Below are 12,220 nucleotides of genomic sequence, written 5' to 3'. Positions count from 1 at the left end.
GTCAATACAATGAATTCAGTAAATTTCTGATAAAAAAGTAACATTTTGTTCTACTAAGACATACATATCTGTATAGGAGTGGTTTAAGCTTTTTTTCAATTCGCTATAAAAATGCTATTTTGACTCAATTTCCATCTTTTCTTACTTCACAACCCTACTATGAAGTAAAAAAACTTCAATTGATCAAAAAACAACTATTTTCACCAGAATCAAAAAGTTTAATCAATAGAATTCCCCGATGCTCTGCATCGGAGGTTTTAGAGGAAAGTTTGAAAACGGATGGTTTTCATTAAATTGTAAAACTTTCTTCCGTTGAATACCTCTATGGCTCTGCCTCGGGGATTCTTTATTAAATACATTTAACGGATCTGGATAGATTCATGTTTTAAAATCACTTATGAAAGAAAGAATATTTTTTGGGTTATTGCTTCTTGTTACTGTTTCTTCTTTTTCACAAATTAACTATGAAAAAGGATATTTTATAGAATCAAGTGGAGATACATTAGAATGTTATATTAAGAATAGAGGTTGGTTAAATAATCCAACTGAATTTGAATATAAGTTAGCAGAGAATACTGATTCTAAGATTAAAACTATTAAAACAGTAAAAGAATTTGGTGTCGGAGATCTGATGTATAAAAAATTTTTAGTAAAAATTGATACCTCCAAAGAGCGTATAGAAGATTTGGATGAAGATAGAAATCCTAAATTTATTGAAAAAACATTGTTTTTAAAAGTATTAGTAGAAGGAGATGCCAATCTTTATCATTATACAGGAAATAGTTTTTCTGATCGCTTTTTTTATGATTTTATGGGTTCTGAAATAGAGCAATTAGTTCATAATACGATTTATAACTAAAAATTTCGCATATTCATCGTTTCTTTTTCCTTTCTACTTCGTTTAAAAAATAAACCGTAGCTATAGCTATGCTTGATTTTTTTGCCTTGCATAAAGAAAAAATAATTCAATGAATTTATACGAATTTTTTAATCACAAATCGTATAAAAGCTTTAAGACACCTGATGATCGTATTGGAGAAAATAAATATTACCAAATGCAACTTTGGAATAATCTTAAATGTAATAAAATTTCTATACGTGATGCAGAGAATATAAGGTATCAAGAAAAAGATTTGATTGCGTTTTTGATAAAATATAATGACTGTATTAATCCAGATGTTGTTGTTCAAAGAGATGATAAAAAAAGACGCGCGATATTTTTAACTTAAATGTAAGAGGAGGAGTAAGCAGTGCAGGTTTTAAGTTTTTTAATAGTGCTTTAGAAAATTCTAGTTATAAAAGTGATAAACAGCTGACAGCTAGAGTTGGCGTAGAATTAGAATACATACTAGGGTTTCAAAAAAATAAATGGACTATTGTTTTTGAACCTTCATACGAGTATTTTAATGAAATAGAAGAGAGTCTTTCGCCAAACTCTACCATAAAAGCAAGCTATAAGGCAATTGATTTAGCCTTAGGTGTCAGGCATTATTTTTTTCTAAGTGATATATCAAAGATATTTGTTAATGGAGCTTTTATGTTTGATTTTCCATTTGATTCGACCGTAGATTACGACTTTTTTCTTGGTGGTTCAGTGTTTTATAGAGCAATATTTGATATAGAAAATAAGAGTACATTTAATTTTGGTGTAGGGTTCAAGTATAAAGATAGCTATAGTTTAGAGTTAAAATTGGGAGGATTCAATGGAAACTCTCCTGTATCAAATGCAGGTGAGATTAGTTATAATACTGTTTCGTTGCTTTTAGGATTTACTGTTTTTTAAGAAAATCATTATTTTATGTAGATATCCATGAAATCTTTAGAAATCTTTTTTTTATTTAATCATAGTATTTTAATTCTCGTCAGCTCATGATGGTTTAGAGGACTGCCATGACTATACGTATAGAAAAACCTTTGCATTTCAGAAAAACTTTCTATTTTTACAAAAATGAAAAAACTCCCCTAAATAACCTTGAAGATTAAACCTATCCAAATAGCTCTATTTTTAATACTCATATTGGGAGTATTATTCGGACTTATGTTTTTAAGTGAGAAAGGAGGAATCCAAAAGACGCAGACAAAAGAAGATGGATTTTCATATGAAGGAGTTTCTTTAAAGTACCCTACATATAGAACATTTTTGGAGTTAGATAAGGATACAACTGCGATATCAAGACAAGATATTCTGGAAGTTACCCAAATTGTTGTTCCGTTAGAAGAAGAACCAGAAGAAGAAGGATCAGAGGAAGAGCTGGAAGAAGTCATTGCTTCTGAATCTATAAAAAAAGATAGTGTACAATTACCTGATTTTTCAAAAATAGATACCACCCGTATTGTAAGAATACGATACCCCGATAGTAATCCGGATTTTGTAAATGAATTAAGAAAAAAATTATCTTCCCGGTCATGTAGAATTATTCATTATGGAGATTCTCAATTAGAAGGAGATCGTATTACGGGATATTTAAGAAACAGACTACAGCGCATGTATGGCGGTAGTGGTCCTGGATTTATTCCTGTAAAACCTGTTTATAACCAAATAGCAGCGACAGTTGTACCCAGCGAAAACTGGTTGAGGTATGCAAGATTTGACCCGACTATAAAGAAGTTTAAGCATAGAAAATATGGAGCATATATGTCTGTTTCTCGATTTACAGAGCATAGAGAAACTTTACCGGATAGTTCATTATTAGATTCACTACCAATTGTAAAAGCTTCAGTTACTATAGGCAAATCAAGAAAAGCTTATTTTAAGTTCAGAAGGTTTAGAAATATTGGCTTACATTATGGTAATTGTAAAGTTCCTATAAAAATATCTGTGTATAATGATGGGCAATTAATCCAGCAGGATAGTCTGATTGCCGATGGTAAATACCATAAATACAAGATTAAAACACTTAAAACTCCAACGGATCTAAAAATTGAGTTAGAAGGCAAAATAAGTGCTGATTTTTATGGGTTAACACTAGATGGAGGGTCAAAGGTGCAAGTGGATAATGTGGCAATGCGTGGATCATCAGGAACTATTTTTTCTAGTACCAATGCCTCTATTTATGGAAGCATGGCAAGAACTTTAAAGCCTAAGATCATTATTATGCAATATGGAGGGAATACAATGCCATATCTAAAAGATTCTACATCTGTAAATAATTATGCTAAATCTGTGGTAAATCAGGTAAATTGGATTAGAAGGCGTGCCAAAAATGTTAATTTTATATTTATTGGCCCTACAGATATGTGTATTCCGGTTAATGGAAAAATGGAAACATATCCTTTATTGCCATATCTTAATTCTAAATTGATAGAAAGTTGCCTTGAGAATAATATAGCCTATTGGAGTATGTATGATGCTATGGGAGGTAAAGGATCAATGGAGTTGTGGGTAGAAGAAAAATTTGCAGGAAATGACTACACACATTTCACCAGAAAAGGAACAAAAATTATTTCAGAGTTATTTTTTACAGCGTTATACCTTGACTTAAAAGAAAAACCGGATGATGAAACATAGAGAATTGCTTTACTGCCTGTTACTATTGAGTTTCTCATTAATCGCTCAGGATTATACATTAGATACAGTTCGGACTAAATATTCATTTGTTAATTGGGAAGCCAATAAAATTAAATTTGTAAAAAAAGCCCCTTCTTTTAAAAAATTATTTCATAAACTGGATGTAGTAGCAAAAGGAGGAAAAGAAGATATCCATATTTTTCATATTGGAGGATCCCATATCCAGGCAGATATTTATTCTAATAGATTAAGAACCTACCTCCAGCATATGAGTCCTACATCAAAAGGGCAGCGAGGCTTTATTTACCCGTACCGTATCGCGAGTACCAATAATCCCAGTAATTATAATGTGGAGTTTGATGGAGAATGGAAAGGATATCGCTGTTCTATCAGAAAAGATAGTGTTGCCTGGGGGATGTCTGGCGTTACGGCAGTTTTTAAGGATTCTATTTCTAATATAAAAGTAAAAGCTAATTATAGGGGATATGATGCTCAACATTATAATTTTAATAAGATTCGGATTTTTTATGATAACTGGAGTAATGATTATGAAATCTATTTTAAGGAAAATTCGATTATTGCAAATACCAAAATAAATAAAAAAGCACATTATATAGAGTTTACACTAACCAAAACACTGGAGGAGTTAGAGTTTTGCATTCAGCGAGTTATAAATGCAGAAAACTCAGAGTTTTTAATGATGGGCTTAGAATTAATGAATGATAATAGCGGTATAGAATATACAACAATCGGTGTAAATGGAGCCAGTTTTGACTACTATAGCAGGTGTCATTATTTTGAGGAGCAATTGATGCTGTATAAGCCGGATTTGTTTATAGTTTCTGTTGGTACTAATGATGCGTATCACCCAGATTTTAGACCAGAATCCTATAGAGCGTCTTATGAAGATTTAATACTAACCGTTCAGAAAGCCAATCCTGATTGCGCTGTGTTACTTACAGTGCCTAATGATTCTTACTATAAAAAACAACATCCTAATCCCAGAACCAGGATTATGCAAAAGATTATTTATGAACTCGCAGAAAAGCATAAGATGGCAGTATGGGATTTTTATGAGATTATGGGAGGGTTTAATTCATCAAGAGATTGGTATCAACATAAACTGATGCCCAAAGACCGCATACATTTTACACAATTAGGATACAGAATAAAGGCAGATTTACTATTACAGGCAATAACCAATTCCTGGGAAGAATCGCTACAATTAGAACATAATTCTGTTCTGAATCAAATAATTAATGAATAGATTACTGGACATATTTTCATTTTCAGAAGATTTCCCGCTTATATTTACACAGGCGAACTTCTGGATATTTTTTGCTGCGATTTACTTTTTGTATTCCTTATTATATAATAAGAAAGCCATTCGTAGTGCCTATTTATTTGCGATTAGTTTATTGTTTTATTATAAAACCAGTGGGCTGTTTATCGGTATTTTATTATTTAGTTCTGTCAATGATTTCTTTTTAGGAAAAGCTATTTATCATAGTAGTTCGGATCTGCTAAAGAAAGCGCTGGTAGCTTTTAGTGTATTCATTAATTTAAGCACACTTAGTTATTTTAAGTATGCCTATTTCTTTACGGAATCATATAATAATCTTTTTGATACAGAATATGAGGTGATTAATTATCTGGCGCAATGGGCAAACACCTGGGGAGAAATTGATTATTTTACAGTAGATACTATTATTCTCCCTGTTGGGATTTCTTTTTATACCTTCCAGACCATAAGCTATAGTGTTGATATTTATAGAAAACAGATTAAGCCATTAGATTCTATTATAGATTTTGGTTTCTTTGTTAGTTTTTTTCCACAGCTAGTAGCAGGACCAATAGTACGTGCTGCGGATTTTGTTCCTCAGATTCGCAAAGAAATTAATATAACTAAGGCAGAGTTTGGTACTGCTACCTTTATGATTCTAAAAGGGTTAATCAAGAAGATGCTTTTTGCTGATTTTATAGCAATGAATTTTATGGATCGTGTTTTTGATATGCCCGAGATGTTTTCTGGTTTCACCAATATTATGGCTATGATAGGGTACTCATTACAGATTTATGGTGATTTCTCCGGATATACAGATATAGCCATTGGATTAGCACTGCTGATGGGGTATCATCTCCCTGTTAATTTTAACTCTCCTTACAAAGCAATACATTGTGGAGATTTCTGGAAGCGATGGCATATATCACTTTCCAGTTGGTTGAAGGATTATTTGTATATCCCTATTGGAGGTAACCGTAATGGTACAGTCTTTTCATATGTCTTTGTGCTCTTATTTATCTTTTTAGGAAGTTTTGTAGCCTTTGGATATATGATTGCATTTTTTATTGCTGTTGGTTTTGCTGTTTTACTGATTATCACTCTTTTTTCTAAAATATTAGCATGGCATTTTAACAGGAATATAAATATTATGATCACCATGCTTATTGGAGGTTTGTGGCATGGAGCATCGTGGAAATTTGTAATTTGGGGAGGTCTTAATGGATTAGGGGTTGTCACCTATAAGTATTGGCGAAGAATTAGTCCATATGAGGATTCAAATACATGGATTGCGACACTATGGAAAATAACATTCACTTTTATTTTTATCACCTTTACCAGAATTTATTTTAGAGGAAATAGCATGGATCACATTGATCGCTTTTATCAATCTGTGATGACCAATATGGATTGGGTAAATGCGCTGGCGGTATTATACGAATATCGGGCGGTATTTATCGTAATGTTGATAGGGTATATAACACATTGGTTACCTTACAAAACTAAAGGTTGGTTAGAAAATCAATTTATAGAAAGTCATATAATTATAAAAGGAGTAATAGCTACTGTAGTGGCAATTATTTGTTATCAAACCTATGCAGCTGATTTTCAGCCATTTATTTACTTTCAGTTTTAGAGGGATACCAAGGAGTGTGTTTCTCTTTGGGTCGGGTTATCGGGTATACAATTTATCCTTTGAATTTACTCGATAATCGAGATTTAAATGCTGCGAGGCTTGCCTCGAAGTCAAAATGTTTTTTTCAATAAATGTCTTGTGGGCTTACCTCGAGGTAGTTTACTGTGAGGAAATAAGATTTTTTTATGTGCAATAATTCAGTATGATAACAAATAAAAAAGGATGCCATGTCTGTCTCTAATACAAAAGTATTATAATCAATAACGACTAGGAGAAGAATAGCAATTCTTTTTTAAAATACTCAAATAAAAACCATGTAGCTTCTTTTTATTTTCAAGCTTCGGTGAAAAAGAGCAAGTTTTGATGGGTGATTTTAAATCGGAAATGAGGTAATGCAATATGTCGCTTATTGTTACCTTGGTGTTTATAAAACGAAAGAAGACATGTTTCAGCATATACATCCATATGAACCCTTTTTTCCAGAAGGAGCTACCAAACTTATTGTTGGAACCTTACCACCACCTAGGTTTACCACAGGAAAGTTAAATGAAAGAGATGTAGACTTTTGTTACGGTAGTAGTAATGGATTGCTATGGCCGGTTCTTGATCGTATTTTTAATTTGAAATTAAAGTATGAAACGACACTTGATGCCGCAAATCAACGTAAAGAGTTTTTGACTACCCGTGGAATAGGAGTTTGTGATATTGTTCAAAGTTGTGAACGTAACAAGATTGATGCTTCAGACCTCGGGATGCAGAATATCACTCTGAGAGATCTTATTTTTTATGTAAAACAATATCCTAAAATAGATACTTTACTTTTTACCGGAGGGAATAGTAAAAATGGCCCTGAATACTTCTTTAGAAAGCATATTAAAAAGTATCAACTGAAATTAGAGGTAGTTTCTAGTGAGATACCAAGAATACATAGGTTTGAGCTTCAAGACAGAATTGTTAGAACTATTTCGTTAACAGCACCATCCGGAGCGGCTAATCGTTCTATAGGAAGTCTTCAGTTTTACAAAAACAAAAAGAATATGAACCCGGAGTTCAATACATTAGATTTTAGAGTCGCGCAATATCGTGAATTTTTTTAAGCTCTATTTTTTTGTTTTTAGACTCATGCTAGAGTGAATCGTCTAAACGGCGGTTTCTTTTATATCCAATATATCGAAGAATCAATTAAAAAAAGAAAATTTGAATAGATACTTTTAAAACAGAGTTGAATTTGTGATATATAAGTATTAATCAGAATTGGAAATAACCATTTTACACAATTAAACTTCAGTGATACGATTTGTGATTAAAAAATTCGTATAAATTCATTGAATTATTTTTTCTTTATGCAAGGCAAAAAAATCAAGCATAGCTATAGCTACGGTTTATTTTTTAAACGAAGTAGAAAGGAAAAAGAAACGATGAATATGCGAAATTTTAGTTATAAATCGTATGATTACCTAAATAGCCTAAATAGTAAAATCAGGTGTATATAACCGTTCAATTCCAATTATTGCACTCGATAATCAAGATTTAAATGCGCCGTGGATCGGCCTCGAAAAATTTGTTAAGAAATTGTATATATAGCATTATCAGGTAAATTAAAAAATTATCAAGCTTTACTACATTCAAAAAAATTATAAAAACATATGATCTTTATGTATAATTTTTTTGTTAAAAATTCACATAGGAGCTTTTCCGTTTTCTTAGCTAAAAAGTATAGATTTTTAAGACAATGTTAAGAAAATATATTTCAAAAACTTTGTGACTAAGCTGTTGATTCATATCTTCTTTATGTAAGAAATTGATTAGAATTATTTGTTATTTTCTACTAGATTCTTATCCAAAAAAACACGTAGAAAACCTCTTAAACTACAAATATCATCATTCATCAAATTCTTAGCTATTCTATACAGATAATCAAAATATCAATACACTTAATAAAGAAAAGCATTTATATTCAATATTTTACAATAATTTTACTACGATTTAACACAACTAAATTAAACTCACTAATTATGAAAAAGCTAATCATACTAAAATTACTTTTTCTTCCTTTATTTTTGAATGCTCAATTATATTGGGAGGATAATTTTAGTTCTTCTAACTGGAAGAAAAATTATGACATGAATGCACCGAAAAACTTTGCACATATTTCTAATGGCGGACCTGGAGGAAATGGATGTGTAGAGATTACTATAAAGAAAGGAACTCACCTGGGGGGTGCTGCTAGATATATGCTCAAAGAAAAACTTGGTTTTGAACCTGAGGAATTATATGCAGAATATAAAGTACGCTATGACGGTGACATGAAAGAATATGGAGGTAAAGGTCCTGGTTTTTCTGGAACTTATGATAGATCTGGCTGGGGTAACAGACCTGGTTATGGTAGAGCAGGATGGTCTGCGAGAGGCGGTGTGAATTGTGATAATCAGCCTTATGCAAAAAACTCATGGTATGTTTATCATACGTATACCAACTATGATGCTCCTAATTGCCCAGGTAGTACCGACTACAGAAAGTGTAATCCTTTTCCGCATACTGTTTCTAACCCTGGATCTCAACCACACGCCAGTAAGAAAACCTGGGGTTCTGGATTAAACTGGGGAAATAAAGGAAATATGCAGTTCAATCGATGGTATAGTGTAAAACAATATATAAAATTGAACACGCCTGGCAAAAATAACGGAATACTAAAAGTTTGGATAGATGGACAGTTAGCGAATCAGTATACCAATATGAACTTTAGAAGAACTTCTGACCTGAAAATATATGCATATTGGTTTAATTATTACAATGGTGGTTCAAACACTATCAGAGAAACTGGTCACGTAAGAATAGATGACTTTAAGCTATACGGACCTAACGGTCAAGGTGGCGGTGGCGGTGGTAATGGAGGAGGTAATACTGTTTCTGTTACAGGAGTAAGTATATCTGATAGTAACGTTATACTTAATGTAAATCAGACCAGGGATCTTAATGCAACAGTAACACCTAGTAATGCTGCCGATAAATCTGTTACCTGGTCATCTAATAATACTTCTGTAGCAAGGGTGAATTCTAGTGGTTTAGTAACAGCAGTATCCCAAGGATCCGCTACAATTACAGTCACTACAAAAGATGGAAATAAAAAAGCAACTAGCAGAATTACAGTAAGAGGTACTACACCTCCACCACCACCTCCATCTGGAAGTGATATCGTTATAGAAGCAGAAGATTTTATAAATACAGGAGGTACATTTAATGATGCAAGTGCAGGTGGACCAGGACTCGGGATGAATGCTAATGGTATTGGTGTTAATTATGTCAATAACGGAGATTGGTCAGAATATACTATCAATGTAGGAACTTCAGGAAACTATAGTATCACTTATCAGATTTCTACACCTTCTGATAATGCACAAGTTCAATTGCTGATTGATGGTAAAATAGTTGCAACAGATAATGTACGAAATAATGGCAATTGGGATAATTATACTGCTTTAGTATCTTCAAGTACAATTGCGAACTTGAGTTCAGGGAGACACACTGTACGTGTAGTAGCCTCTGGATCTAATCCATGGCAATGGAATCTAGATAAAATTATTCTGAAAAGAATTAGTGGCAATAATGGAGGAAGCGGTCAATCTGCCACAGCTACATTATCGCCAATTCATGACGTATACTTAGAGAATTCTAATAGAAAAAATATTAATTTAATACGTATTGAAAAAGGCAAAAGAGAAGGTTATTTCTTGTTTGACACTTCATCAATTAATGGTAAAATTACTTCTGCACAATTAGAATTAACGTGTACTTCTGATGCTGGAAACGGAAGTATCGAAATCAAACAAGGTAATTCTGTAAACTGGACAGAAACTAATTTATCCAATTCTAATAAGCCATCTGGTAATAGTACGCTAGGTAGTCTTAATGAAAGTTATAAATTGAATACTACGTATAAATGGGATCTTAAGAATATTAATAATAAAGGAAATAAACTTTGTTTAATAGTTACTCAAAAAAATGGGAATGACGTTGCTTTTGCTTCCAAAGAAAATGCAAATTCGATACCAAAATTAAAGATAACATATACAAAAGGAACCAGAGATAATGACCTGAATTTTGATAACAGAAAGTCTTTTGTATATCCTAATCCTTTCTCAGATACTTTTACCATAAACTTATCAGGTCAAGATTATAATACAATAAGAGTCGTAGATATACACGGAAAAATTATACGTGATAATGCTATCTCACCAGATGCTAAAATTCAAAATGAGTCTTTATTTATAAATCTACAAAATGTACCAACAGGTATGTACTTTATAGAACTTTTAGGTTCATCAGAAAAAGAAATCCTTAAAATTTTCAAAAAGTAGATTTTTATTTAGATGACCTAAAAGGGAAAAATAGTATTTATTATAGAAGTAGAAGTGGTTTAAACAGAAAAGTTTAAACCACTTTCTATATTATAACAATTCATTTATCACAAAACAACAATAAATGCCTAGTGTTTATAGGATTATTAGTTTTATATAATCATGAATGAGTCCTTCTTTTTTTGTACTTTTTTTATTGTATTATAATTGTGTCTTTGTATTTAAAAAGCACAAAAACTCATAGCACATAAATTTATTAAAGCAGGCGATGATAATGATTTTGAAGACTATAAAAAGATATTCTAGGGCAGAGGAGTTACCAAATCAAAACGATTCATTTGGTCAGGAGGCGCTTCTTAAGATTATTTGTACATCGTATGCTAAAAACTAATACAATTGAACCTACGGGCAATGAAAACTGGACAACAACAGTCAAGTGCTTTTTAAATAAAAATGGAGAAGAATTTACAACCTCTCAACTTCAACACGCTAATGGAGAAAGCTATTTTCCACTTAAAATTGGATTTGAGAAAAATATTGCCTAGAGAATTGCAGGATCAAGATCAAATATTAAACCAACGCTATTCAAAACTAGAGCCAATTTAAAATGTGACTAATTGCAATTGAATTGATTTTTAGATTAAATACTATGGAACAATTTAAAAACATCTTTTCTATGGGCTTTGCTTACAGGGATTTTTTTCTCTCCAAGAAAAAGCATATTTCCTTCAAAACCATTAACTAGATCAATATTTACGACATAACTTCTATGGGTACGTAAAAATTGATTAGAGGGTAATTCGGCTTCAATTTTTTTTAATACCATTGAGTACATAAATCGTCCAGATTTAGCATGTACTGTACAGTAATTGCTATCTGCCTTTAAAAAATAGATATCTTTAAAAGGTACCCGTTCAAAATGATGATCTTTTTTTAAAAATATGCTGTCTTTGATTTGTAATACTTGATTATCAGGAGCATTAAAATTTCTACTTTTAAGGAGTTCTTTTTCTGGCGTTTTTTTGGAAAAATTTAATAATGCTAATTCTATTGCAGTGCTTACTTGTCTGTCATTAAATGGTTTAAGAATGTATGCATAGGGGTATACGTTCTTCGCCCGCTCAATTAATTGATTTTCTGAATGCGAAGTGAGAAAAATAAAAGGGATATTATACTTAGCATTAATTAGTTCAGCTAATTCAATTCCGTCAAGATTTCCCTTTAATATAATATCAATTAATATGATATCGACATCTGGATTTTCGGCAATTAATTTTAGGGCCTTGATGGCAGTAGGGGCAGTGCCTATTACTTCATATTCAATAGCCGTTAATCTATTAGAAATATCTTGAGCTAATAAAATCTCATCTTCTACGATTAATATTTTTACTTTTGGAATTTTGGGAGTCATAATATTTCTAGGGTATATTATAAAA

Annotated in this window: 10 protein-coding genes; 9 read left to right on the top strand and 1 reads right to left on the bottom strand. The window is 31.8% G+C overall.

Going from position 1 to position 12,220, the window contains the following annotated elements; all coding sequences use genetic code 11:
* Positions 1-397: 397 nt before the first annotated feature.
* The 9 genes from F0000_RS01555 (at position 398) to F0000_RS27580 (ending at position 11,329) form a co-directional block, all read left to right on the top strand.
* Positions 398-859 (top strand): hypothetical protein, encoded by a 462-nt coding sequence (locus F0000_RS01555; RefSeq protein WP_149622939.1) that lies wholly within the window; start codon positions 398-400, stop codon positions 857-859.
* A gap of 109 nt (positions 860-968) precedes the next feature.
* Positions 969-1,229 (top strand): hypothetical protein, encoded by a 261-nt coding sequence (locus F0000_RS01550; protein ID WP_149622938.1) that lies wholly within the window; start codon positions 969-971, stop codon positions 1,227-1,229.
* Between the two features lie 308 nt (positions 1,230-1,537).
* On the top strand, positions 1,538-1,783 hold the full coding sequence (locus F0000_RS01545) for a hypothetical protein (protein ID WP_149622937.1): 246 nt from the start codon (positions 1,538-1,540) through the stop codon (positions 1,781-1,783).
* Between the two features lie 189 nt (positions 1,784-1,972).
* A complete protein-coding gene (locus tag F0000_RS01540) occupies positions 1,973-3,508 on the top strand; it encodes a lipase (protein ID WP_149622936.1) in 1,536 nt (511 codons plus the stop codon).
* Positions 3,498-4,775, top strand: coding sequence for a GDSL-type esterase/lipase family protein (locus F0000_RS01535; protein ID WP_188111993.1), 1,278 nt, complete (start codon positions 3,498-3,500; stop codon positions 4,773-4,775). The genes F0000_RS01540 and F0000_RS01535 overlap by 11 nt, the downstream gene beginning before the upstream one ends.
* Positions 4,768-6,426: an MBOAT family protein gene (locus F0000_RS01530; protein WP_149622934.1), complete on the top strand. Its 1,659-nt coding sequence runs from the start codon at positions 4,768-4,770 to the stop codon at positions 6,424-6,426. The genes F0000_RS01535 and F0000_RS01530 overlap by 8 nt, the downstream gene beginning before the upstream one ends.
* 443 nt (positions 6,427-6,869) lie before the next feature.
* The gene (locus tag F0000_RS01525) at positions 6,870-7,523 is read left to right on the top strand and encodes a uracil-DNA glycosylase family protein (RefSeq protein ID WP_149622933.1); all 654 of its coding nucleotides are present in this window, start codon (positions 6,870-6,872) and stop codon (positions 7,521-7,523) included.
* Positions 7,524-8,441: 918 nt separating this feature from the next.
* Positions 8,442-10,784 carry an Ig-like domain-containing protein gene (locus tag F0000_RS01520; protein ID WP_149622932.1) on the top strand — a complete coding sequence of 781 codons (2,343 nt, stop codon included), beginning with the start codon at positions 8,442-8,444 and terminating at the stop codon, positions 10,782-10,784.
* Between the two features lie 377 nt (positions 10,785-11,161).
* Entirely contained in the window at positions 11,162-11,329 is a 168-nt protein-coding gene (locus tag F0000_RS27580; protein ID WP_188111992.1) for a hypothetical protein, read from the top strand.
* A 95-nt stretch (positions 11,330-11,424) separates the two neighbouring features.
* On the opposite strand, the gene F0000_RS01515 is transcribed toward F0000_RS27580, so the two are convergent.
* Positions 11,425-12,195 carry a LytTR family DNA-binding domain-containing protein gene (locus tag F0000_RS01515; protein WP_149622931.1) on the bottom strand — a complete coding sequence of 257 codons (771 nt, stop codon included), beginning with the start codon at positions 12,193-12,195 and terminating at the stop codon, positions 11,425-11,427.
* Positions 12,196-12,220: the final 25 nt, after the last annotated feature.

Source organism: Aquimarina sp. RZ0 (assembly GCF_008370685.1).
Lineage (GTDB): Bacteria > Bacteroidota > Bacteroidia > Flavobacteriales > Flavobacteriaceae > Aquimarina.
This window is presented reverse-complemented; position numbering and strand designations above follow the sequence as displayed.